Source organism: Helicobacter macacae MIT 99-5501 (assembly GCF_000507845.1).
Lineage (GTDB): Bacteria > Campylobacterota > Campylobacteria > Campylobacterales > Helicobacteraceae > Helicobacter_B > Helicobacter_B macacae.
Window position 1 is genome coordinate 1,657,400 of sequence record NZ_KI669454.1, and the last position, 25,204, is coordinate 1,682,603.

Here is a 25,204-nt window from a genome sequence, read left to right on the forward strand (position 1 = left end):
AAAATGGAGCGAAAATCCACGACAAGCCACAAAAAATGTCAAAAATGTAAGGACACACAAATGATAAATGGATACTACGCAAATGCGGGCGGTATGGTAACGCAGATAAATCGCCTAGATGTAATCTCAAACAATCTCGCAAATCTAAACACCAATGGCTTCAAACGCGATGATGTCGTAATCGGCGACTATCTACGACTATATAAAGAAACCCAAGACACGCTACCGATAAAAGACCACACACGAGCCGCAGCCCAATACCAAAACCGAAATCTAAACCGTGTGCCAAATATCAGTGAGGAATACACAGAATTTCAAATCGGTGCGTTTGCTGAAACACAAAATCCACTAGACTTCGCCTTGCAAAATCCAAACGCCTACTTTGTGGTAAGCACTCCTGATGGCGTGCGCTATACGCGTGATGGGAGCTTTGTGATAGATAGCGAAGGGTTTTTGAGCACAAAAGAGGGCTTTAGGGTGCTACCTCGCGCTGCCCTAAATGAAGCAGGCGATGAGGAGGAGCAAGATATGGGGGGAATAATGATGAATGCAGGAATGCAGCTAGAAGCGGATAAAAATGGGAATCTAACTTTTCGCAATCTAGCCACAGAAGAAATAGGCATAGCCGCAGATGGAGGAGCTCTAGCAATCGTAAGTTTTGACAATCCCAAATACCTAAAAAAAGTCGGCTACAATCTCTACAAATACCCAAAAGAGCGACTAGAAGATAGAATCATAAACACCACAAATATCGGGCTAGCACAAGGCTATATCGAAAAAAGCAATGTCAATGCCGTAAAAGAAATGACCGCACTCATAGAGACAAATCGCTTGGTGGAAATGTATTCACGCGCTATGAGGGCTTATGTCGATGACTTCGCACCTGAAGCGATAGGCAAGCTAGCAGTTCGTGCATAAGCAAACAACGCTAGTTAAACAAAAAATCACAAGCATAGAATCTAGCCAAAAGTAGGGATAAGCAAACCCCCGCAAAATCCACTACATATACTTCAACCCCACGCTACACGCGATGATAATGGCAATAAGCAAAAGTTTATCAAAACTTTTGCTCTCATTAAAAAACAAAATCCCCACCACTACGCCTCCGCCAGCTCCTATCCCCGTCCATATCGCATAAGCCACGCCCATAGCGATGTCGCGCATAGAGAGTGAGAGTAGCGATAGGCTTAGCACAAAAAGCGCGGCGATTAGCAGTATGTAGAGATTTTTGCCACTCATTGCGTATCGCTTCATCGCAATCACGCCAAAGATTTCCATTAGTCCAGCGAGCAAAAGATAAGTCCAGCTCATTTTCGCCCCTCCTTTTTAAAATCTTCCTTGTAAGAATCCTTTTTGCGAGAATTTTTATCGTGGGAATTTTCATCGCGATAAGTTTTATTGTGCGAAACTTCATTATGAGAATTTTCATCGCGAGAATCCTTTTTGCGCAAATCCCCTGCACATTTTAAACTACCCTTTTGCAACTCTCTTTTAGCCTGCAGTGCAGAATCTAGAGCATTATCTATCCCTAAATCACTTGAGAGATTTTCTACCAATGCTTCATCGTGGGCTTTTCCGTCTTCTTTTTGGCTCACAAACTTAAGCGCGATGACAGCAAACAATAATAGAGCTATGAGGCTTACCTTTATCGCGGAGAAAGGCTCTCCAAAGATAAAAATCTCGCCCGCCACAACGCCCGCCGTGCCAATGCCGACAAACACGCTATAAGCGATACTTACCTCTAGCACCTTGCAAGCCAAAATCATCGCGCTAAATGAAAAAATAATGCCAAGCGCGGTAAGCGCGTAAAGTAGCGTGCTATCGGCGTGCTTTAGCCCGCTTACCCAAAAGCACTCCACAATCCCGCCAAGCACCACAAGCCCCCACGCAAGGTTTATAATGCGATTTGTGCTACCAAAATCTTGCTGAAGTTTCCTAGCAAACCTGCGCCGTTTTATGCGCATTTTTGTAAGATAATTTACCTGCATAACCTCCCCTTGACATAATAGATTTTCTTTTAATTTTTACTTGGTTTTTTTCTGGGTGTAAAGGTTATGGCATTTTGGCAAACATTGCCCAAATAGCCAAAATATCTCAAATGCCACAAAAAGAGTTGCGCAAAAAAAAAGGTTACGCAGAATTACCCAAACACTTGCACAAAGACTTCATCTATATTTTTTACAGGGATTATTTGTAGGCTATCTAGCACTTCTTTTGGTATATCGTTCAAATCCCGCTCGTAGTTTTTGGATGGAATCAGCGCACGCTTTATTCCCGCTTTGTGTGCGGCGATTAGCTTTTCTTTTAGTCCACCTATGGCTAGCACATCGCCACTAAGCGTTAGCTCTCCCGTCATCGCTATCTCTCCACTTATAGCCTTATCACAAAGTATAGAAGCGATTACGCACGCCATAGCGATTCCCGCACTTGGTCCGTCCTTTGGCACTGCGCCCTCTGGCAAATGCAGATGAATGTCAAACTTTGAGTAAAAAGGCATATCCCCACTAAAATCTTTAGATTCTTTTTTGGATTCTTTTGCACTTTGAGCTTTGGTGGATTTTTTGTTTTTTGGCTTTAGCTTATTTTCATCTAGCAGGACTTTTACCACAGAATGCGCGATTTTGGCAGACTCTTTCATCACATCTCCTAGACTTCCTGTGAGAGATAGTCCTCCTTTGCCCTTTAGCTTGATTGCTTCGATTTTTAGCACATCTCCACCCACACTTGTCCAAGCAAGTCCATTTATGATTCCCACCCTTGCAGCCTTGCTAGCAGGGTCGATTTCATACACGATTTTATCAATAAAATCAGGGATAAGTTTGGGCGTCAAGCGTATTTTTTTGTAGTTTGGTTGGGTTAGGATTTTGGTAGCGACTTTGCGCATTATAGAGGCTATCACTCTGCGCAAATTCCGCACTCCTGCTTCGCGCGTATATCGCTCGATAAGCGTCTTTATCGCTTCTTTGCCAAACTCGATTTCTTCACTACCTAGCCCGTGCTTTTTAAGCTCTTGGGGGATAAGATATTTTAGTGCGATTTGCTCTTTTTCTTGTGGTGTGTAGCTAGAGATAGAAATAAACTCCATTCTATCACGCAATGGCGGTGGAATCGCACCTATATCATTCGCCGTAGCGATAAAAATCACTTGAGATAAATCAATGCTAAAGTTGTTGTAATAATCCCTAAAAGCGACATTTTGCTCAGGGTCTAGTATTTCTAGTAGCACACTTGTGGGGTCGCCCCTCACACCCCTAGCGACTTTGTCGATTTCATCTAGCACCATTACAGGATTCATCTGCTTTGCTTCGATAAGCCCTTGTGTGATTCTGCCCGGCATAGCTCCGATATATGTGCGGCGATGTCCTCTTAGCTCATTTACATCTTCTAGCCCACCTAGTGCTATGCGGACTAGCTCTCTGCCTACGGCTTTTGCGATAGAGTTCGCAAGGCTGGTTTTGCCAACCCCCGGTGGTCCATAAAAACACAAAATCGTGCCTTTTTCTTTTGTGTTATCTTTTTCTTCTCTAGCTTCGCTGTCATCTTGGCTAGAATTTTTACTAGTCTCCAAGCTAGAATCTTTTTTTGTGATTTTAGATTCGCTTTTTGCGCGCTCTTTGGATTGGGCTTGTGCTTTTTGTGCTAGGAGGTCTTTTACAGCGAAATACTCTACAATGCGCTCTTTTGGTTTGATTAGCGAGTAGTGGTCTAAGTCAAGCTGTTTTTGCACATTTTTGATAGATAGCGATTCTTTGGCGTATTTGCCAAATGGTATTTCTAGCACCCATTCTACATAGTTTTGCAAGATATTTGCATCGCCACTTTCTTGGTGCATTTTACTTAGGCGAGATATTTGCTTTTTTATCTCTTTGTAGGCTTCTTTGTTTAGGTATGGTTTTATGGATTCTAGCTTTTTTTCATACTGCTCGATTTCCTCATCTCTTTGTTTATCAATCCCTAGCTCTTTTTGGATTTGTCGTAGTTGCTCTTTTAGGAAATATTCTTTGTTTGTTTGCTCCATTTTGTTATGCACGCGGGTTTTGATTTCTTTTTGGAGTTTTTGGATTTGGATTTCTTCTGAGACAAAGTCGATTAGCAAAAGCAGTCGCTCCTCAATATCATCACTCCTAAATAGCTTGTATGCTTGCTCTTTTTTTAGCCTTATGCTTGAAGCGACTAAGTCTATCATTCGGTTTGGCTCGCCTGTCTCTTCGATAGACTTTAGCAAATCTGGCGGAAGCAAGACTTGACTAATATTTGCTAGATTTTGCACTTTTTCTCTTAGCACCTTACTCATCGCTTCCACTTGGGCAAAGCTACATTCTTTGTAGCTGATAATATCTACCAATGCTTCATAGCACTCGCCCTTTTGCAATGACAAAATCCGCCCTTTTGTAAGCCCCTGAAATAGTAGCTTCACGCGACCATCTGGCAAGTGGACTTTACGCATAATCGTGCCGATAACACCCACATCAAAAAAAGGCATTTGGTGTTTGGCGATTTTCTCAAGTGTATCTATGGCACTAGGGATTACATCAGGTTTGGGCATCGTAGTGGGTTTGTCAGCTAGATTTGTGGCGATGAGGCTAGATTTTTCAGTGCTAGATTTTGGGCTAGATTCTTTTGTGATATTTTGCGCGACTTGCTGCATATCATTTGGCTCTTTTGCGCAGCAGACAAACACCAAGTCATTTTTATCAAGTGCTTTAGTTGCGGCTTTTATGTTTTTCTCATCGTGGGTAAAAATCGGCACAATGCTAAAAGGATAAGAGAAATTATCCTCTTCCACAATCACAGGAAGTCTCATAGGAAAATCAATATTACTTGGTTGCATTCTTGCTCCTTAAAAATTTGGGGGAAATGATTGGAAAATATTTGTAAAAATTAAAAATCAGCTAAAAAACTTTTACCAATTAAACATTCTCACATACCAAGGGATATGCGATGGCTTGGGCTTAGTAGCTTGCTCTAGCTCATCATCGATTCTCTCTTCGTATTTTTCCCTTGCGCTATGTTTTTTTGCTTTTTTATACACGCGCACGATTCCTTTGTTTAGCTCATTTTGTCCTAGCACAAATCGCACCTGCATTGTTTTGACAAATGGTGCGTAGCGACTATCAGGGAAAGTATCCAAAAATTCATCAAAATCATTCAAACTATCAGAGAAAAACTCTTGGTCTTTGCTTGAGCTTTTTAGCCCATAGTAGCGACTCTGAAGTTTCAAAAAATGCAAATAATCAGCGTTTTTTGCATTTGCAAATCGCTTCAAATACTCATCAAAGTAAAATTCTGCAAGCAAATATTGCTCTTTTTGGATATGTGCTTGTCCCAAAATCATCATTGCTTCGGGTAAAAGTGGCGAGTTGATATGCTCACTTTGCAAAGAGGCATAGAAATTATCAGCATTTTCTAGATTGCCCATACGAATCTCTTTTAAGATATTTTGATACCAATACATTGCTGGCTTATTTAGCTCATTTTTTTCTTTCTTTTTACACGAAGTAAGCACACAAGCTAGCAAAATCCCAAGCGCAAAAATAAAAAATACTTTGGCAAAGCCCAAAACAAAATCCCTAAATCCACCACAAGATTTTTTAGTGGATTTTGCAGTAGATTTTGTGGCTGGTTTTGTAGATTTTACGCAAATCATCGCGTCATAAAAAAAGGCGGGTAAAAAATGTGAAAAAAAAGTAAGATTTTTAGGAGGATTCATAATGTGCCTTTCGTTTTTATTTCATTAGTATCTATTATGGTGTTTGCCCGCAGGTAAGGCAATCAAAGCAAAACGCAACATTATAGCCAAAAAAGGTTAAGCAGTATCAAAACGACATTGGGAAATAAAGTAAATTTCGCCAACATAACGCAATCTTTCATAATGCAATTTTTTGCACAATCTTTTTTTTGTAGCTTGGGCTTAGCTTAGGCGCAGCTTTTGGAGGCAATTTTTGTAGCAATCCTTAATATAGCGATTTTTGACATATATTTTTGCAGTATTTTGGCATAGATTTTGCCTAAAATCACATATAATAAAAACCGCATAAAATGCTAAAATGCGTAAGATTTTATTAGGCATTTTACGGACTTAAATTTCAAGGAGCTACATTATGGAGACAACTTTTGATGCTATATTGCAAAAAAATCGCTTAAAAACAAATATCGTGCTTATCTGCTATGTGGCTATCTTTGCGCTTGTGGGACTGCTAGTGGATATTGTGCGCATTGACGCGCCTAGCTTGGAGTGTGGATTTGCAGTGCTTCTAAGCGGGCAAGAACCCCCACTTGTAACCATTATCGCCTCCCTTATTGCGTGTGCTATCATCGCTTATAGCCTTAAGCGGTTTGATGCGATAATGCTAAAAGGCGATGAGTATGAGCTACTAGATGCTAGCACTCACGCCTTGCCCCCGCTCCAAGCACGCGTGCGAATGGCGTTTGATAATGTCTTGCTTCGTGCTGGGATTAGTGCATCATCTAGCCAAACCCCTCGCCTATACCTTATCCACGCGCCATATATGAATGCCTTTGCAAGTGGCTGGAGAGAGGAAAATTCACTTGTGGCTATCACTTCCGCGCTTGCAGAAAATCTAGATGAGCAAGAGCTAAAAGCCGTGCTAGCCCACGAGCTTAGCCACATACGACACGGAGATATTAGGCTTACAATGTGTGTGGGAATTTTAAGCAATATTTTGCTTTTGGTGTGCAATAACGCTGTGTGGCTATTTATGGGCAATAATCGAGGTGGTGGCGCAAACAAAGCTAGAAGCATTTTGCTGATTTTGCAATTTGTCTTGCCACTTTTGACTTTGTGGCTACAAATGTTTCTTAGTCGCTCGCGTGAATATATGGCTGATGCGGGAAGCGCATACCTTATGCACTCGCCAAACCCTCTCATAAGCGCACTAGAAAAAATCCACAACAACTACGCAAAAAACGACTTCAAAGAGATAGACACAAATCCAACTAGAAAAGCCGCATATATCTTTAGCGACTCTTTTAGCACGCACCCAAGCCTGCAAAATCGTATCCGCTCTTTGCGCGGGGAATAGATTTGCCAAATTTTACCAAGAGCGTAAAACAAGTGCATAAAATACGAGAACAAGAAATGCAAAATCAACAAATAAACGAGCAGATTTTTAGAGACTTTTGTAAGCGCATAGGCGAGGACTACACTCGCGCAGGACTTCAAGCCACGCCCAAAAGACTAGCACAACTAGAATCTATCCTCTATGCAGGCTACTCCCTTAGCCCAAAAGAAGCACTTGGCGGACTATTTGCAAATAGTGGAATTGATGAGATGATAAGCATAAAAGACATTGCGTTTTATTCAATGTGTGAGCATCATTTGCTACCATTTTTTGGCAAGGTGCATATCGGCTATGTGCCAAAAGATTCTATCGCGGGGATAAGTGGATTTGTGCGGCTTGTCGAGGTGTATGCTAAGCGATTGCAAATCCAAGAAAATCTAACCAACCAAATCGCCCAAAGTATCACAGAGCTACTTTCCCCAAAGGGCGTTATGGTGGTGTGCGAAGCGCATCATCTATGTATGAGTATGCGTGAAGCGACAAAAACTCAAGCCCAAATCACCACAAGTGCCGTGCGCGGAATCTTTAAAAGCGATTCTCGCACACGAGGTGAATTTTTGCAACTTATCAAAGGATAAAATCCACGCTAATGATAAAAATACAGCACACAAATCTTTTTGTCAAAATCCATACTTTTAAAAATCTACACTCTTTGCCAACGCCAAATTTTATAACGCTAAAATTTATACCCCACTTGCACCCAAAACTGCCTCCCCACCTCATAAGCAAGCGTAGGAGAAAAGCTATTTCCCGTGTAGTTTGTAGTGGCAATAGTAGGGATTTGACTATCAAGCACATTATAAATATCTACATTCATATACAAGGTATGTGATTTATATATGCTAAATTCCGCACTTATGCGCATATCCCAAGTAAATGCTGCTTTTATCGGCACTTTGCCGTATTGGTCATAGTCTGAATAGTTTGGGTTATATTGATTAGAAGCTACTCCGTTATTGCTTGGCTTCCCCCCTGCCCTAGCGATAAGCGCATCTGCATCATATTTGGAGCGAAATCTAAAAAAATTATTCCATATCCATTTTGTTTTGGCTATATAAAAAATATGCGTGGTATTTAGCCTAAAGGTATATGGGCGCAAAAAATTTGTAGCCCTCCTTTGACTTTGGTGGATAAGCTCTCCGTGCCACAATATAATCCTGTCCTCTAGCTCGCTTGTGCTAGCACTACTTGTATAGTCTTGGTAATTGCGCACCACATTAGTCCAATCAAAACCAAACATAAAATAATGCGCCACTCCATAAGTATGCAAAGGACGAGCATTTTCGATAAGTAGTGTAACGACATTTGTATAGGATTTTCCCTCATTTGTATAGACATAATATGTGCCAGCATAGCCCTCTATCGGAGGTAATTTTGCATAGTCGCTTCGTATCTGTCGCACTTCATCTTTGCCCTCTCGGTAGATATACTTCACGCTTAGATTCCACGATTTTATTCCTTGTGCTAGCCCTATGCTTAGCTCATCAGCATAAGGAGTTTTGATTTTTTGGAATCTAGTAGAATTTGCCATAGTGCTTATACAGTTCGTATCATACTCATAATATTGTATCTTTTGCGTGCCTGTGAGCGGGTCTATATAAGGTTTGTCCACCCTTGTGCGTGGAGCGCACTTTTTCCCACTTGCTAGGATACTCTCCCACGACTTATCAGGGCTATCTCTATAAATATCAGTCCTTAGAGTGTTGATTCCATCTTTTAGCCAATACGCATAGAGATTTGACGCATAGTAGCGATTTACCCCAGCAGTGATTTGTGTGGGATAAGTGCGTCCTTTTTGGGTTTGATTCCACGGGGCTTGGTAGTTTAGCACAAGTCGTGGCGCAGGATTTGCCCTTTGCATATAAGTATCAAAATCTAGCCTAGCACCAAGCCTTACATTTAGTTCGCCTAGCTTGGATAGCGGGATAGCAATATCATCTTGGAGGAAAAGTGCAAATGTGCCGTTATTTAGCTTGATAGGTTTTGCATTCTCAAAGCGCGTGATTTGGTTGAAGTATTGCCCATTTTTCCATACAAGCATATTTTTGCCATTGAAAGATTCTAGCTCAAAATCAGCCGTATTTGCATTGCCTGCTCCTAAGCCCTGCAAAGAAGCTGCATAAGATTCAAACCCCCTTGTATCATAAGCTTTTGCTACATCGCACCACTGCCCGTTTAAATCAGATTTTAGGCAGGCTTGTTTTTGTGCCGCAGTCATAAAAGTAGCCGTTTTTACCGCAGAATCATAGTGCTTAGAAAAGCTAAAATCAACATAACTGTAGCCTATCTCTGCACCTAATGAAAAGCTATGCTTACTAAAGCCAATACTAAAGGGGATAAAATCTTGGATAAGTTTATTGCTAAGTGTATGCTGTGTGGATTCACTTGGCGCATAGCCCCCGCTCCTTACCCAAGTCGCCCAATTACTCCACGCTTTGGAATCACTCGCCTGCCAATACTTAGTCGCGCCAAAGTTCGTATCTGTGGAGTTTTTCAAAAACTGATAGCCTAGTGTGTAAGTGAGTGAGCCTAGATGATTTTCCCACGAGGTTTTTAATGCCACATTATGCCCACCAGAATCAAAGCTATAAAAATCCTTAACCGTGCCTACGATGAAGCGATAATCATATTGTGGTGCATAAGTGTAGCTAAACTCCAAGCGCACTCTCTCACTTGGGTCATAATAGGCTTTGATGAAGTAGTTATAGATTTCGCGTTTTTGATTTTGCTTAGCAGTGCTTGAGTCTTTTGGGTCGATAGGAGTAGCTTGAGAGTTGCCACTTGAGCTAGCATAGCTATCATCACTCCTGCGCAATGGTATGTAGCTAAGTGTCGAACTAAACGAGCTGATAATCCCAAATCTATCGTTAAACTTAGATTCTATGTTTGCGCGAATAATATGCTTTGTGAAATTTGGTTGGTTACTATCGCTATATGAGTTAAGAAATGCTGATATATCGCTTGTCTCGTAAAGATGATAGCGTGTCATAGATATGGATTTTGGGTTTGCACTGCCTTGCGTGAATTGATAGCTGATATTTCCACCAAATTTTTTCTTAGGACGCTGTGTATTTGCTTGCACCACTCCTCCACTAAACCCTCCATACTCTGCACCGACATTGCTATCTAGCACAGTTATAGATTCTAGCAGGCTTGTATCTATGGCTAAGCCTTGACTTCTGCCCGGTGCTTGCCCTTGCCAATCCCCCGTGCCCGCAGGGTCAAGGTTGTTATTCATTCCCACACCGTCAAGCAAAAAGCTATTTTGATAATGCAATCCGCCGCTTATGCTAATTCTTGCAGGGTCGATTTCTCCCGGTGTGGTGGAGCGATTTTGTGCGTTATCAAACTGCACATTTGGCAGAATTCTAAGGATTGAGCCTATATCGCCATTTCCACTTGGGCTAGATTCTAGTGTTTGCGCGCTTATTTTGCCTGAACTGCTTTGATATTTTCTTATTTGTGAAGTGTCTATATCACTTGTGCCTGTTGCTACGATTTTGCCCAAATCCTTTGCTTGCAATTCTTGCTCTAAATGTTTTGCTTGCTCTTTTGTTTGGCTATCATTCTCTTGGTTATTTGGGACACTTGTTTGGCTTTGGGTTGGGGGGCTTTGAGCTGAAAGCAAATAGTGCAACAAGCACAAAGCTATCAGCAAATTTCTAAAAATACTTGACATAAAATCCCTTGTATTTTAAATTTGGACTATGATAAAACTCGATAATAAAATGCTTTATCACTTTATATCAAAATTTATCAAAAAGTGCACATAAAATCTATCAAACTATTTTTGACTCACAAAAAGCCCAAGCAAAGTGAGAATCCCGCCGATGATGAGATAAGGCGTGAGTGGCTCTCCTAGCGTAATCGTAGCGATAAACACGCCCACCACAGGAATCGCATAAATATACGCGCTTGCTTTAAGCGTGCCAAGTCGTTTGAGGCAGGCATTCCAGCTTAGGTAGCAAAGCGCGGAAGCCACCAGCCCCAAAAAGAGCAGGTTTGCAAGATTGCTAGGCTTAAGATAGCGCGAAGATTCTGAAATCGCACTTAAGTTCGCGCTAAGATTTTCCCCGTCCAAAATACCGCCCAAAAACCCGCTTTGATACAGCGCGAAAGGAAGCGTGAAAATCAGTCCATAAAAAAAGATTCTGCGCGTCATTGCGATAGGATTGCTCCCACGATACGCGCTAAAAAGTCGCTCCAAGATAATGGTATAAACCGACCACACAAGCCCAGCAAGGATACACAGCATATCCCCAAGCGGCGAGATTTGCACGCTAAAGTTGCCATTAAACACCACAAGCACGATACCCACAAACACAATCACAAAGCCAAGCACAAAAAATCGCCCAAACCTCTTGCCAAAAAAGAGCCTTAGCAAAAGCGCGGTTGTGATTGGGTTTATAGCCACTAGAAGTGAGGCGTTTGAGGCATTAGTAAGGGTAAGTGCGATATTTTCTAGCAAAAAATACAAACAGCTCCCACTAAGCCCCGCACCGATGAAAAGCAGCTCCTTTTTACCACGCTCAAAGGCAATGCTTTTGTGGCACAAAAGGGCTAAAAAAATATACGCCAAAGCAAAGCGGATAAAGAGAATCTCCGCAGGGGCAAAATCCTCTAGCAGTGCCTTTGTCGCGCTAAAAGTGCTCCCCCACACCACAATGGTAAAAATCGCCAAAAAGTGCCCAATAAAACTATGCCAACTCTGCCCCAAAAATACACCGCGCAAATCCACTACCCCTTAAAAATAAATAAAAACCACACAACATTATAAAATCTAAAAGTTTATACAAAAGGATTTTTTATATAGATTTAGCAAATGAACTGCGCTTGGCAAAATTTTAGACAAATAAAAAACCGCTAAAAAATGCAAAATCATTTACAAGGCGTGATGAATATAAAAAGGCATAGATTTTACCACGCATAAATTTTATGCAAATTTTGCGCTAAAATCCCTAGAATTTTTTCTTACTCACATCTTCTAGGATTTCATCGGCTATGCCATTTACGCGTTTGGCGACTTCGTTTGTGGCATTTACCACCTCGACATTTTCTTGTGTGGTGCTCTCTAGTTGCGCGATTGCCTCATTTATCTGGCTTAAGCCACTTGTTTGCTCGTTGATAGATTCGCTCATCTCATTGACAGATTGCACGAGGATATTGACATTTGCTTCGATTTCGCCGAGTGAATGCCCCGTGCGCTCGGCTAGCTTCCTCACTTCATCTGCCACTACGGCAAATCCCCTGCCGTGCTCGCCCGCACGCGCGGCTTCAATCGCAGCATTGAGCGCGAGCAAGTTTGTTTGGTCGGCTATGTCGCGTATCACGCCCACGATGTTTTTTATGTCTTCGGCTTGGTGTGTGCATTCATCGGTTTTTTCGCTCACTATGTGCATAGAGGAGCTTATCTGCTCTACTGCAGTAGCGGACTCCTCAAGCGAGGTGGCTTGCTTTTGAGAACGCTCTGTGAGGGCTTGCATAGAAGTTTCTAGCTCGCTAGATTTCGCCCCTAGCTCTTTGGCAAAGCCCGCAGAGTGCTTTAGCATTTGGGTAATAGAATCTCCTAGCGCGTTTATGTCTTTTTCGATTCCTTGCGGATTTTGTATGCGCGAACTAAAGTCGTTTTTGCGATAGGCTTCAAAGGCTTGTGTGGCGTTTGAGAGCTTATGCCCTACGAGGTTAAATAGCGTTTGACTCATCTCATTTAGCCTATCTTTGAGAGAATTTGTCTGCGGATTTGGGCTACTTAGCGTGATAGTCTTGCCAAATTTCCCTTGCTTTGCCTCATCTACCACAGCACTCACCTCTTTTATAATCGCAGAATCTTGCTCTATCATCTCTTGGGTGTGTGTGATATTTTTGTCAATCTCGCTGCTCATTTTCCCAAATTCATCTTGACTTGTGAGATTGAGCGGTTTGGGGGCTTGCTTTGTCTCATAGTTCAAAAACGCAAAGAACTTGTGCAAGCTCTCTTGTATCGCGCCTAGCGGCTTAAAGAAATATTTAATCGCAAAAAATAGCCCTACCCCGCCAAGAATGAGTAGCACCAAAGCAAGCGCGCTAGAAGCGATGAAATTCTCATTTATCGCCTTTGTCAAGTCCGCTTCGTTTGCTTCAGCAGCGATTATCCAGCCAAAAGGCATTTGCTCATAAAACACGATTTTATCCACACCCAAAAACTTCATTTTAAACTCGCCCACAGGCTTTTGACTTGCCTTGCTTACGACTTGTGCGCCTAGTGCTTTGAGTTTGTCTTTGCCGATTGTTTCTAAATCCGCGTGAGAAAACACCTCGCCTTCAGAATCTATAAGCAAAATCCGCAGGCTTGGCAACTCTTTGCGATAGAAGTTTTTGAACCTATCTTGGAATCCGCCCACCGAAATATCCACCGCTATCACGCCCTCAAACTTGCCATTGCGAAAAAACGGCATAGCCGCAGTGGCTGAAATAGTCGCCTCCATTCCAGCGACTTTGCTTTCATAAGGCGCGGTTACGAAAAATTTTTGCGTATTTTTAGCAGCTTGATACCAGCCTCGCGTGCGGAAGTCAAATGTGCCATCATCGGGCATAGAGGATAGGCGATTTATATCGCTTTTTGGCATACCTGAAATCATTCTGCCATCGCCTTGCTCATATACGATGAACGCGGCGTCATATTGGACAAATTTAGCGAGATTTGCCAGAATCTTTCTTTGGGCAACAATGTCGTTTCTATCGACATTTGCAAGAAGCGCGGAAAGCTCGCGCAAATGCTGCTCCGCCTCGATTCCCATCGTTATGTTTATGGTAGTGAAAGATGAGTGAAGCATAAGCTGCTGCAAGCCGTTAAAAATATCGGTGGTGGATTTTGAAGTGCGCGTGTAATTTACCACGCTGACAATCCCAATCATAATGACAAATATGCCAATAGCGAGCGTAAGAATCTTGGAAGCGACGGTTTTGAACATTTTTTACTCTCCTTGTTGTTTTTTTTAACTTTTGTTAAAAATCATTATAACAAAAAAAAAAAAAAACGACAAGAGGTGTATTATTTGTGGGTTTTTGGCAAATTTTAGCGATGAAATATTAAATGTTTTTGCAAGTTTTTGAAGTATGCAAAGTATGCAAAGAAGTGGAGTGAAAATAAAAAATTGCAAAAAAGTGTCTTTTTGCAATTTTTTATTTTAGGATTCTAAGACTAATATTATGGCAGTAAAATGATACAATAGTGCCTAGATTGTTTGTCAAAAATTTAGTGAGATAGCAAATGACAGAGCTAGAAATACAAAGAGCAAAAGAAAAAATAGCCCGCGCTCTATGGGGAGATACAATCAGTATTCAACTGCCTCTAGAAAAAACGCATTATATTACTTCATTTAGCCTTATAAGCTACGACAAAACAACAAATGAATACAGGATTGACAGTAAAAACAATCATAATTTAAGCAATATCGACTTTAAGCTAAACATATATGATTTTGACATAGAAACCATAGCCAAATACAATATAAAGTTTGTTAATTGCTCGTTTGAGTGCGAAGTAAATCTCAATCCAAGCAATAAAAGCAAAAAAGACAAATTGTTTGAATATAAAAATACTCTTGTTTTTGATAATGTTACTTTCAAAAAAAATTTTGATTGCAGTTTTATCAAAACCAATGGAAAGATTATGTTTGACAAAATCATTTTTAATGAAGCGTCTTTTGAAAATTCTATATTCAGCAAAAAGGCTAATTTTTCTTACGCAAAATTTGTTGGAAAATCTTGCTTTGCAAATGCAGAATTTGATGAGGAAGCAAACTTTAGCAATGCTAAATTTTGCGATAATGCTGATTTTAGTGGCGCGATTTTTAGAGCGGATGCGTATTTTCATAGAGCAGTTTTTAAGCAAGATTTACAAATGTGTAGAGTAGCATTTGAACGAGTGGCAAATTTTTATTTTGCCACCTTTGAAACCGTAGTAAATTTTTCAGCGTGCGTTATCCAAAATCCAAGATTCCTAAACTTTGTCGGTGTTAACACAAAACACAAAACACATAACATTAAATCAAATGGCTGAATATATAAATAAAAAAGTAGAATATGAAGCTAGAGACAATAAAGAAAAAGATAAGACAAAAATACACTTAAAGATTCAACACGCACAAAATTTAAAAGATTCTTTTAGGGCTATTAAAGATACACTTCTTTCACAAAACAATCTTTTAGAAGCGCAAAATTGGCACATACTAGAGCTATATGCAAAAGAACTTGAATTAGAGTTTTCCATAGAGCAAGGACAACATAAAAAAGTAGATACAACACAAAAATGCGATGAGGATAACAAACAAGATAGCAAAAAATATAAAAATAATGAGCTAGATTTTACGCTGTGGATAGACAATGCGATATTAAAACTATATAGACACACAAGCAATCATCACACAAATTTCACAACTATATTAAATTTCACAACCACGATGATAGTATCTTATGGTAGTTTACTATTTTTGATGAGGGTTATATTGCCATATATGATGACTTATGGAGAAACCATATCTTATAGTGTTACATTGTTTATTGGGTTAATTTTTTTGGCAATCTTTTATTCTTTTAATAAAAACGCATTTAGTAAAAAACTAACTTTGTTACTTATATTGTTTATGCTTATTTATTTTCTGTTATCAAGCACTTTCTTAATCTATTTTGTGTATACGCTTTGCTTTTTAATGATATATGTAATTGTTTTGGGAATATTTTACTCCTTATTTCGCACAAAAAATATTGCTGATTATTTTAGGGCATTTATGTATTTTTTTCTACTATGGATTCTCGTTGCAAAACCACAACTCCTAAATCCACTTGTAGGCATATTTTCAGCTGATACATTGAGCGAAAATCGATTAGAAAAAAGGCTTAACAATATGGAAGCAAACGCTATAATAAATCTATCTAAAATTTCGCAAAAAGAATTTAATTTAAAAAACGATGATAACGCTTCTTTTACAGAATCAAAGTCAGTAAAAGAAATTATATTATCAAACAAAAATGAGCTAAGCAATATCATATCATTTTTGTTTGATGATAGAAAAGTGAATAACTTTAAAACCATTTTAGCTACGCTTAAAGATAATCCTAACAACCTATCAAACACAATAAAAAATATTGATGATAGCAACAGCAATAGCGTAATTTTTTGTGATATGAAAAAGTTACTAAAGTATGATTTTGATAGAGATGATTATGATATACCCTGCAATATAAGAAGAGAATTTACCTCCATATCAATGAATCCAAGCCATAAAGAATATCAAATTTTTGAATCACAAGAAAATCAAACTAGATTAAAAAATATTTTGGCACTTATAGATTTGAATGACGAACTAAAACTTAAAGAGATAAAAGAAATTATTGATTATGATGAAGCTAGTAATAGCATTATAAAATCTACTAGCATAATTTATGGCATCATTCTTCTGCTTTGCCTCTTTTCTTTGCAAAAGAGTGCGCGCAAAAATTCTATAATACCTTCTTAAAGCATTTGATGATATAGTAAAATCTAAAAATGTGAAACAAAGTAAGTGGAACCTCCAAATAACACAAACTTTCAAGTTAGCTTTGGAGTTATTTTTTTTAGCAATATTAAAAAAGTTTAAAATTACATAAGTTATATGGATTTTAAATCCCCACAAATTTTAGAAATTCCTTAATATTCATATAATTTTCTAGATATTTTATAAGTTTGATAAATCATTTTTTACTGATTTTCCTAAATAGCTGTCAAAAAATAATCCGAATAAATGTTTTGTAGGATTGCAAGTTCTTATAAATTTTGAAGTTTTTAAGAGTGCTATAAACTTTGAAAGTTTTCGCAATTTGCATAAACATTTTGTGCTTATGATTTTGCGTTTATTAGTGAGTTTGTGCTTTTGTTTGGTGCGCATGGTGGTATAGATAGCTTTAGCTCTGTGTTAAATAGTGCATTTTACATACGCTCTACGCAAAGTCATTTAAGTTAATAGCCCTAGAAATCTTAGAGTTGTTTTTTGGAAATTTTAAGGATTCTTAAGAAGTTATCTTATGTAAAATCTTAAGGTTTTTTAGAAGCTGTTTTTCTACGCGAGTTCATCTTTTTCACAAGCATTTAGATTGTATAAGCAAGTTTTTACAATCAAGTTGAAACAATACAATACAAGGCAAGGCAAGATAAAAAGTAAGGTAAAGTAAGATAGAAAGTAAAGTAAAATAAGGAGCAAAAACAAGATGAGGCAAGATAGAAAGTAAAGCAAGATAAAAAACAATACCAAGATAAGATAAAAACAATAAAAAGCAGATAAAGCAAGATTTTGTGAGTAGGATAAACATTTCCCCAATCCCTGCATCGACCTACATTCCCACACTTGCAAAGTGCAGTATCATCAGCGAAGAGGAGCTTAACTGCTAGGTTCGGAATGGAGCTAGGTGTGTCCTCCTCTCTATAGACACAAGGAAAAGGGAAATAAAGGCAAGCAAACACATTTACCCAAACTTAAGCCTCATAAAATCTAAGATTCTACATATCAACCTGCACTTAAGAAGTAGTATTTCACTACCCATAAACCTAAGATTTTGTGAGGCTTTTGCTAGGCTTTTACACTGCACAAGGCAGAGTATAGAGCTATCTCTTTAGCTATGTTTTTGCCCTTATTTCCATTTTCCTATGGGGATAACAAACATTTGATACGCTAGAATTTTATTGCTTTTATGCCTAAAAGACGCTAATCCTTTATGTGTGCTTATATGCACTTATGCGAAATTTGCATAAATAAGATTTACAAAGAAACAAATCACTATAAACCACTTACTACACACAAGCACCCTGATGAGTAAAAACAATAAATAACTAAGTATCAACCATTGATAATAGCCCAAAAGTAACTAGATATAAACTAGATTCTAGACTTAAATAAAAACACACCAACAATTATACAACCCTTGCTTTACCCAATTTGATACACTCAATAAGGCAGTAATTAGAATACTTAACGCTATATAAAGAAATAAGCCAAACGGTCTATTAGTAGTAGTCAGCTAAACACATTACTATGCTTACACACCTACCCTATCAAGCAGCTAGTCTTGCTGCGACCTTCAGGGAGAGTTAATCTTGGAGTTGGCTTCCCGCTTAGATGCTTTCAGCGGTTATCACATCCACGCGTAGCTACGCAGCGATGCTCTTGGCAGAACAACTGCTACACCAGTGGCGTGTCCATCCCGGTCCTCTCGTACTAGGGACAGCTCTCCTCAACTCTCCTACGCCCACGGCAGATAGGGACCGAACTGTCTCACGACGTTCTGAACCCAGCTCGCGTACCGCTTTAAATGGCGAACAGCCATACCCTTGGGACCTGCTCCAGCCCCAGGATGCGATGAGCCGACATCGAGGTGCCAAACCTCCCCGTCGATGTGAGCTCTTGGGGGAGATCAGCCTGTTATCCCCGGGGTACCTTTTATCCTTTGAGCGATGACCCTTCCACACAGAATCACCGGATCACTATGACCGACTTTCGTCTCTGCTCGACTTGTTTGTCTCGCAGTCAGGCTGGCTTATGCCATTACACTCTACTTGCGATTTCCAACCGCAATGAGCCAACCATTTGTGAGCCTCCGTTACTTTTTAGGAGGCGACCGCCCCAGTCAAACTACCCACCAGACATTGTCCTACTTGAGGATAACTCAAGCTAGTTAGCCCACAGAAACATTAAGGGTGGTATCTCAAGGACAGCTCCATCTCCACCAGAGTAGAGACTTCAAAGCTTCCCACCTATCCTGCGCATAATGCTCCCATGTGCAGTGCCAAGCTGTAGTAAAGGTCCACGGGGTCTTTCCGTCTTGCCGCGGGTAGGAGGAATTTTCACCTCCACTACAATTTCACTGAATCTCTCTTTGAGACAGCTCCCATCTCGTTACGCCATTCATGCAGGTCGGTATTTAACCGACAAGGAATTTCGCTACCTTAGGACCGTTATAGTTACGGCCGCCGTTTACTCGGGCTTCAATTCAATGCTTTGGGTTACCCCTGACAAATCCTCTTAACCTTCGAGCACCGGGCAGGCGTCACACCTTATACTTCCTCTTACGAGTTTGCAAAGTGCTGTGTTTTTGGTAAACAGTCGGGAGGGACTCTTTGCTGAGACCACTTGCGTGGCACACCTTATCGCGAACTTACGGTGCTAGTTTGCAGAGTTCCTTAAAGAGAGTTCTTTCACGCGCCTTAGAATACTCATCTCATCTACCTGTGTCGGTTTGCGGTACGGGCAATAGTAGCTAAACTTAGAAACTTTTCTTGGCACGACGGTATCAGTGATTCTCCCCGCTATCCGAAGACTTTGGAGAGCCTTTTAGGTTTGACATACAGAGGCGGATTTGCCTATCCTCCAAGCTGCACCCTTAGACTAGCACTTCCATCAGCTAGCTCACCTAACCCTATGCGTCCTTCCATCGCACACTACTATTGGTATTGGAATATTAACCAATTTTCCATCGACTACCCATTTCTGACTTGTCTTAGGACCCGACTAACCCTACGATGACGAGCATCGCGTAGGAAACCTTAGACTTTCGGCGAAGTGGATTCTCACCACTTTTATCGCTACTCATTCCTGCATGCTCACTTCGCATCGCTCCACCACTTCTTGCCGATATGGCTTCAACGCAGATACGAACGCTCTTCTACCACTCTATGCTTTCACATAGAATCTACAACTTCGGTGTCTATCTTAGCCCCGTTATATTTTCTGCGCAAAATCACTAGACCAGTGAGCTGTTACGCTTTCTTTAAAGGATGGCTGCTTCTAAGCCAACCTCCTGGTTGTCTAAGTAACTTCACATCATTTTCCACTTAGAATAGAACTTTGGGACCTTAGTTGGTAGTCTGGGTTGTTCCCCTTTTGACGATTGATTTTATCACCCACCGCCTGACTCCCAAGATAAGGCAATAGGTATTCGTAGTTTGACAGGGGTTGGTACCGCGGTGAGCAGCCCTAGCCCAATCAGTGCTCTACCCCCTATTGCTATCACTTGAGGCTATACCTAAATATATTTCGAAGAGAACCAGCTATCACCAAGTTTGTTTGGCCTTTCACCCCTATCCACAACTCATCCCAACCCGTTTCAATGGGCACGAGTTCAGTCCTCCATAAGCTGTTACACTTACTTCAACTTGGTCATGGATAGATCACTTGGCTTCGGGTCTGCAGCATCTGACTTAACGCCCTATTAAGACTCGCTTTCGCTATGGCTTCGCGTGTGCTTAACCTTGCCAGATACCACAACTCGCAGGATCATTATGCAAAAGGCAGTCCATCACCCTGATAAATCATAGGGCTCTGAATGATTGTAAGCAAATGGTTTCAGGTTCTATTTCACTCCGCTCACTGCGGTTCTTTTCACCTTTCCCTCACGGTACTTGTGCGCTATCGGTGTAGTAGTAGTATTTAGGGTTGGAGAGTGGTCTCCCCTGCTTCAGGCAAGATTTCTCGTGTCTCGCCCTACTCTGGATACTGCTACCTAGCAATGTCTTTTCGCATACGGGATTATCACCCTCTATGATAAGTCTTTCCAAACTCTTCTGCTAAGACATTGCAGTGGATATTGCAGTCCTCAACCCCGAGTGCAAGCACTCGGTTTGCCCTTTTCCCCGTTCGCTCGCCGCTACTAGGGGAATCTCGTTTGATTTCTTTTCCTCTAGCTACTGAGATGTTTCACTTCGCTAGGTTCGCTCCATTAAAGGTAATGCGCATCACTACGCATTGGGTTGCCCCATTCGGATACCTACGCATCAAAGCTCCTTGACAGCTCCGCGTAGCTTTTCGCAGTCTAGTGCGTCCTTCATCGCCTCTACTACCCAAGGCATCCACCATTTGCTCTATTGTAGCTTATGCCTTTTTGTTAAGTATTCTTACATTACCGCCTTATTGAGTGTATCATTTTAGCTTGTTGTGGATTCACAACAATGCTTAAACAAAGACTTCAATAAAGCAGGGTTATTGTAGTTTTATTTTACTTAGGCTATTAACAATGAAAAGTCAAATAACACGACTTATAAAGTCTAATGCAAATCCTAAGCTAGAAATCATAAATCACAAGCTAGAAATCATAATATGCTAAATCTTGCAAAAGCCATAAACTCTAGCAAGAATCTAAAGCGATAAAATCTAAGAGGATTAAAAATCCAAATTAGAATCTAGCCAAATCTAGCTGATTTTAACTCAAGCAAGTATGATAAAATCCAAAGTAAGATAGCTTAAGAACCTTAAAGATGGAAAAATCAAATAGGCTAGAATCTTAAGGATAATAAAACCCAAGAATCTTAAAGAATCTAACTAAAAATCTAAAAGACAATCTAGCACAAAGAGGCTAGATAGAATCTAAGTTAAGATTCTAAATAACTCCAAGTGGATTTTATAGCTAGATTCTAGTTGATTGTAATAGAATCTACTTAAGATTATAAACCCAAGTTGAAGTAAGAACCTAAAAAAGTGTTAGATTATTACTTCAATAAGATTCCATTTTTTAGATTTTTTGCCCTTAATAGAGATTCTAAAGAACTCCACAAAAAACACTAAAAAGAATGCTAAAAGAACACCTTAACACCAAAGGTTTCTTAAAGATTCTCTATGTGGATTCTCCTAAGACTTGCATTAAACCTTATAGAACAAACAATAAAAACAAAAACTCTAAGCTAAACTAAAAATCCAAGTAAGTTAATCAAATATTGCGTTGCTGATTTTAACCAAATTATTTTTTAAGTAATTTGGTTTTAACCAACCACTTCTAATTAACCATTTTAATTGGCTTTAATTAGTTTTAATTAACTTGGGATTTTAGATAGACTTAAGCTATGGTGGAGAATAGCGGGATCGAACCGCTGACCTCCTGCGTGCAAAGCAGGCGCTCTCCCAGCTGAGCTAATTCCCCTTATTTGCAAAGATTTTCTTAAAAAAACTTAAGCAATCTAAGAAATCTAAAATAACATAACAAGGATAGGCTAAAGACCACAATGTATTTCCTAAATCTAACCCATAAACAAGTTCATTGCCACTAAACCAAAAATAGACAAGAAACAAGCTATGGTGGGCTTAAGAGGACTTGAACCTCTGACCTCACCCTTATCAGGGGTGCGCTCTAACCACCTGAGCTATAAGCCCATATTGAATCAAATAGGACAATAATCTCTGAAAACTAAGCAAGAATCTAAAGCGCGTAATGTGCCAACTCTACCAACTAAAAATAGCAAGGTTGCAAGCAAGCTAAACAAATAGCTTGCTTTTTTTCTCTGAAAGGAGGTGATCCAACCGCAGGTTCTCCTACGGTTACCTTGTTACGACTTCACCCCAGTCGCTGCATCCGCCGTGGGCGGTAACCAATTTAGTATCCCGACTTAAGGCGAATACAACTCCCATGGTGTGACGGGCGGTGAGTACAAGACCCGGGAACGTATTCACCGCAACATTGCTGATTTGCGATTACTAGCGATTCCAGCTTCATGTAGTCGAGTTGCAGACTACAATCCGAACTGAGAGGTGTTTTTGAGATTGGCTCCATCTTACGATATTGCAACTCTTTGTGCACCCCATTGTAGCACGTGTGTAGCCCTAGGCGTAAGGGCCATGATGACTTGACGTCGTCCCCACCTTCCTCCTCCTTACGAAGGCAGTCTATTTAGAGTGCTCAGCCAAACTGCTAGCAACTAAATACGGGGGTTGCGCTCGTTGCGGGACTTAACCCAACATCTCACGACACGAGCTGACGACAGCCGTGCAGCACCTGTTTTCAAGCTCCACAAAGTGGCACTCCACTATCTCTAGCGGATTCTATCAATGTCAAGCCTAGGTAAGGTTCTTCGCGTATCTTCGAATTAAACCACATGCTCCACCGCTTGTGCGGGTCCCCGTCTATTCCTTTGAGTTTTAATCTTGCGACCGTACTCCCCAGGCGGAATGCTTAATGCGTTAGCTGCATTACTGCAAGGACAAGCCTCACAACAACTAGCATTCATCGTTTAGGGCGTGGACTACCAGGGTATCTAATCCTGTTTGCTCCCCACGCTTTCGCGCTTAAGCGTCAGTAATGTTCCAGCAGGTCGCCTTCGCAATGAGTATTCCTCTTGATCTCTACGGATTTTACCCCTACACCAAGAATTCCACCTACCTCTCCCATACTCTAGAAAAGTAGTTTCAAATGCAGTTCTATGGTTAAGCCTTAGCATTTCACATCTGACTTACTTTCCCGCCTACGCGCTCTTTACGCCCAGTGATTCCGAGTAACGCTTGCACCCTCCGTATTACCGCGGCTGCTGGCACGGAGTTAGCCGGTGCTTATTCGTTAGATACCGTCATAATCTTCTCTAACAAAAGGAGTTTACAATCCTAAAACCTTCATCCTCCACGCGGCGTTGCTGCTTCAGGGTTTCCCCCATTGAGCAATATTCCCTACTGCTGCCTCCCGTAGGAGTCTGGACCGTGTCTCAGTTCCAGTGTGTCCGTTCACCCTCTCAGGCCGGATACCCGTCATAGCCTTGGTGAGCCATTACCTCACCAACAAGCTGATAGGACATAGACCAATCCTTTAGCGAAAGCACTCAAAAATACTCTTAAAAATACATTTATAAGCTACATATAGCATAATCATTGTAGTGCTAGATTCTCCTGCATTTATGCAAATAAACTTGCAAATCTAACCCTACACTTATCACACTCTATGAGCTTAGCTAAGTGCATTTCTAAGAGCATTTTTGAGTGCCTCTTTCCCCCGTAGGGAGTATCTAGTATTAATCACCGTTTCCAGTGGCTATCCCAGACTAAAGGGTATGTTATCTATGCGTTACTCACCCGTGCGCCACTAATCCACCTCTAGCAAGCTAAAGGCTTCATCGTTCGACTTGCATGTATTAGGCACGCCGCCAGCGTTCACTCTGAGCCAGGATCAAACTCTCCATAAAAATGGGGAATTTAGAATCTAAAAATAGAGCCAAACTCTCCATAAAAAGTTAAAGTTTTTGAAGCTATGGAAATTTAAGTCAATATAAAATACCAACCACAAACTTGCCATAAACTCATAAAAACTTAAATAAGGCTCACAAAGTTAAACTTGCAAACTCTAAACTTTAGAATTTGTGCTTAAATTTTGTGTTTTATGAAAGGGTTTATCCTTGCTACTTACTAAATCATAACTATTAAGCTAGTAAAAACATAGCTTAAAGTTATAGACTTATCACTCGTATCACAAAGACTTTACTCTTAAGCTAAGTTAAGTGTTGCAATATGCAATAACAATTTGCAACGGTTACTTAAAGCTTTAAGTCATAGTCGAGTTGTATGAATGTAAGAGATAAAGCTAGCATAATTACTTGCTTTATCATCTTGCTTAGTTGTCAAAGATCATTTACCAATTTTTCATCAATTCTAGTTAAAGATAAAAAATGTAAAATATCACCAAATTGCTCTTTAAGTGTTTTTACTTCAATGTTCTTATCGTTCTTATCAATCTCTTATTACCACTCGTTAATGCTATCTTAAACATTCACTATCTAATGCTTTTAAAGCATTTTTAAGTCGTTTAAGTCGATTTTTGTTGTTTGTAGCTTTTGTGGATATTGTTTTAAGCGCAATCACGCTTTATCAAACTTTACACCACTTCACATTCTCTGGATTCTCTAACGCTTACAACACTGCTTTACACTATCTACACTGCTTTACATTGCTCTGCTCTACATTTAGAGTATCACAAAACATCACAGCAGTATCACAGCTAGCGACACAATATACACAACAATGAGTATCCCAAATAAAAGTCATTTAACAAATCATTTGGCATCATTTGGTAATGATAAGAAACAAATCATCTAGTATAAAGTGCAAGTGCTACAATGCAAGTATGAAATGCGTAAAAACTACACAAGAAAACAACACAGAAATAACAAGAAACAAAAAGATAAAAAACACGGGAAAATTTGGGAAAGGGAATAATACAGATATTATGCTTAAATGTTGCTTAAGTGTGGGGATAATTAAGAGAAATTGTGAAAGATAAAATATCAAATGTCATAAAGTAAGTGTGAAAAAGTGTGAAAGATTTGTGGGGGGAGGTTGGAAAAATTTCGGTGGAAATGTAAATTTTTT

The 25,204-nt window shown here is 40.1% G+C and carries 10 protein-coding genes, 2 tRNA genes, 3 rRNA genes and 3 pseudogenes; 5 read left to right on the top strand and 13 right to left on the bottom strand.

Annotated elements, in window-relative coordinates; all coding sequences use genetic code 11:
* Nucleotides 1-60 precede the first annotated feature (60 nt).
* Complete coding sequence (locus HMPREF2086_RS07430; protein ID WP_023928163.1) at nt 61-918, top strand: flagellar hook-basal body protein; 858 nt, start codon at nt 61-63, stop codon at nt 916-918.
* Nucleotides 919-999: 81 nt separating this feature from the next.
* On the opposite strand, the gene HMPREF2086_RS07435 is transcribed toward HMPREF2086_RS07430, so the two are convergent.
* The 4 genes and pseudogenes from HMPREF2086_RS07435 to HMPREF2086_RS07450 form a co-directional block, all read right to left on the bottom strand.
* Nucleotides 1,000-1,311: a DMT family transporter gene (locus tag HMPREF2086_RS07435; protein WP_023928164.1), complete on the bottom strand. Its 312-nt coding sequence runs from the start codon at nt 1,309-1,311 to the stop codon at nt 1,000-1,002.
* Nucleotides 1,312-1,583: 272 nt separating this feature from the next.
* Nucleotides 1,584-1,901: pseudogene (locus tag HMPREF2086_RS12135) on the bottom strand (DMT family transporter); the annotation flags it as partial.
* Between the two features lie 239 nt (nt 1,902-2,140).
* A complete protein-coding gene (lon, locus tag HMPREF2086_RS07445) occupies nt 2,141-4,831 on the bottom strand; it encodes an endopeptidase La (protein ID WP_023928166.1) in 2,691 nt (896 codons plus the stop codon).
* A 72-nt stretch (nt 4,832-4,903) separates the two neighbouring features.
* Complete coding sequence (locus HMPREF2086_RS07450) at nt 4,904-5,560, bottom strand: outer membrane protein assembly factor BamD (protein ID WP_034561414.1); 657 nt, start codon at nt 5,558-5,560, stop codon at nt 4,904-4,906.
* A gap of 541 nt (nt 5,561-6,101) precedes the next feature.
* Here HMPREF2086_RS07450 and htpX point away from each other — a divergent pair.
* A complete protein-coding gene (htpX, locus tag HMPREF2086_RS07455) occupies nt 6,102-7,043 on the top strand; it encodes a zinc metalloprotease HtpX (RefSeq protein WP_023928168.1) in 942 nt (313 codons plus the stop codon).
* A gap of 56 nt (nt 7,044-7,099) precedes the next feature.
* Nucleotides 7,100-7,660: a GTP cyclohydrolase I FolE gene (gene folE / locus HMPREF2086_RS07460; RefSeq protein WP_023928169.1), complete on the top strand. Its 561-nt coding sequence runs from the start codon at nt 7,100-7,102 to the stop codon at nt 7,658-7,660.
* A 98-nt stretch (nt 7,661-7,758) separates the two neighbouring features.
* Here the strand turns inward: folE and HMPREF2086_RS07465 are convergent, their stop codons facing one another.
* From HMPREF2086_RS07465 to HMPREF2086_RS12615, 4 genes and pseudogenes are all read right to left on the bottom strand, one after another.
* Nucleotides 7,759-10,761: a TonB-dependent receptor plug domain-containing protein gene (locus HMPREF2086_RS07465; protein WP_023928170.1), complete on the bottom strand. Its 3,003-nt coding sequence runs from the start codon at nt 10,759-10,761 to the stop codon at nt 7,759-7,761.
* 105 nt (nt 10,762-10,866) lie between these two features.
* Complete coding sequence (locus HMPREF2086_RS07470; RefSeq protein ID WP_023928171.1) at nt 10,867-11,814, bottom strand: DMT family transporter; 948 nt, start codon at nt 11,812-11,814, stop codon at nt 10,867-10,869.
* Between the two features lie 226 nt (nt 11,815-12,040).
* Nucleotides 12,041-12,535, bottom strand: a pseudogene (locus tag HMPREF2086_RS12610) (methyl-accepting chemotaxis protein); the annotation flags it as partial.
* 678 nt (nt 12,536-13,213) lie between these two features.
* Nucleotides 13,214-14,032 (bottom strand): annotated as a pseudogene (locus HMPREF2086_RS12615) (PDC sensor domain-containing protein); the annotation flags it as partial.
* 299 nt (nt 14,033-14,331) lie between these two features.
* Here HMPREF2086_RS12615 and HMPREF2086_RS07480 point away from each other — a divergent pair.
* Nucleotides 14,332-15,123 carry a pentapeptide repeat-containing protein gene (locus tag HMPREF2086_RS07480; RefSeq protein WP_023928173.1) on the top strand — a complete coding sequence of 264 codons (792 nt, stop codon included), beginning with the start codon at nt 14,332-14,334 and terminating at the stop codon, nt 15,121-15,123.
* Nucleotides 15,116-16,579: a hypothetical protein gene (locus tag HMPREF2086_RS07485; protein WP_023928174.1), complete on the top strand. Its 1,464-nt coding sequence runs from the start codon at nt 15,116-15,118 to the stop codon at nt 16,577-16,579. Before HMPREF2086_RS07480 ends, HMPREF2086_RS07485 begins: the two co-directional genes overlap by 8 nt.
* Nucleotides 16,580-17,416: 837 nt before the next feature.
* Here the strand turns inward: HMPREF2086_RS07485 and rrf are convergent.
* The 5 genes from rrf to HMPREF2086_RS07510 all read right to left on the bottom strand — a co-directional run bounded on the left by rrf (nt 17,417) and on the right by HMPREF2086_RS07510 (nt 24,024).
* Nucleotides 17,417-17,532 (bottom strand): 5S ribosomal RNA (gene rrf / locus HMPREF2086_RS07490).
* 546 nt (nt 17,533-18,078) lie between these two features.
* A 23S ribosomal RNA gene (locus HMPREF2086_RS07495) occupies nt 18,079-20,965 on the bottom strand.
* A 960-nt stretch (nt 20,966-21,925) separates the two neighbouring features.
* Nucleotides 21,926-22,001 (bottom strand) — tRNA-Ala (locus HMPREF2086_RS07500).
* Between the two features lie 153 nt (nt 22,002-22,154).
* Nucleotides 22,155-22,231: transfer RNA gene (locus HMPREF2086_RS07505), tRNA-Ile, on the bottom strand.
* 131 nt (nt 22,232-22,362) lie between these two features.
* Nucleotides 22,363-24,024: ribosomal RNA gene (locus tag HMPREF2086_RS07510) — 16S ribosomal RNA — on the bottom strand.
* Together the 16S, 23S and 5S rRNA genes with 2 tRNA genes alongside form the textbook arrangement of a ribosomal RNA operon.
* Between the last annotated feature and the right edge of the window lie 1,180 nt (nt 24,025-25,204).